Here is a 275-nt window from a genome sequence, read left to right as displayed (position 1 = left end):
GCGTTCCAGCTCTTGCGGCGCCCACTCGCGTGGGTCGATCTTGAGTGCGCCTTTTGAACCTCCAAACGGTACATCAACCAGCGCGCATTTCAGCGTCATCAGCGCGGCGAGCGCCTCCACTTCTTCAGCATCGGAATCCGGTGCATAGCGAATGCCCCCTTTGACGGGCTCACAGTGTTCGCTATGCACCGAGCGCCATCCGACAAAGCTGTACATACGGCCGCGCAATCTCACCCCGAAGCGGACCGTGTATGTGGAGTTGCACTGTATGATAC

1 protein-coding gene is annotated in these 275 nt (G+C 58.9%); it reads right to left on the bottom strand.

The genetic code is table 11. The features are described 5' to 3' along the window. The coding region (locus AC0L2L_RS33400) for a Glu/Leu/Phe/Val dehydrogenase dimerization domain-containing protein (protein WP_473584023.1) at window positions 1–273 on the bottom strand (273 nt) is incomplete at its 3' end. Window positions 274–275 lie beyond the last annotated feature (2 nt).

The sequence above is a fragment of the Mesorhizobium sp. WSM4832 genome, assembly GCF_055811115.1.
Note: the sequence above shows the minus strand (reverse complement) of the source record. Positions and strands in the feature narration are given on the sequence as shown.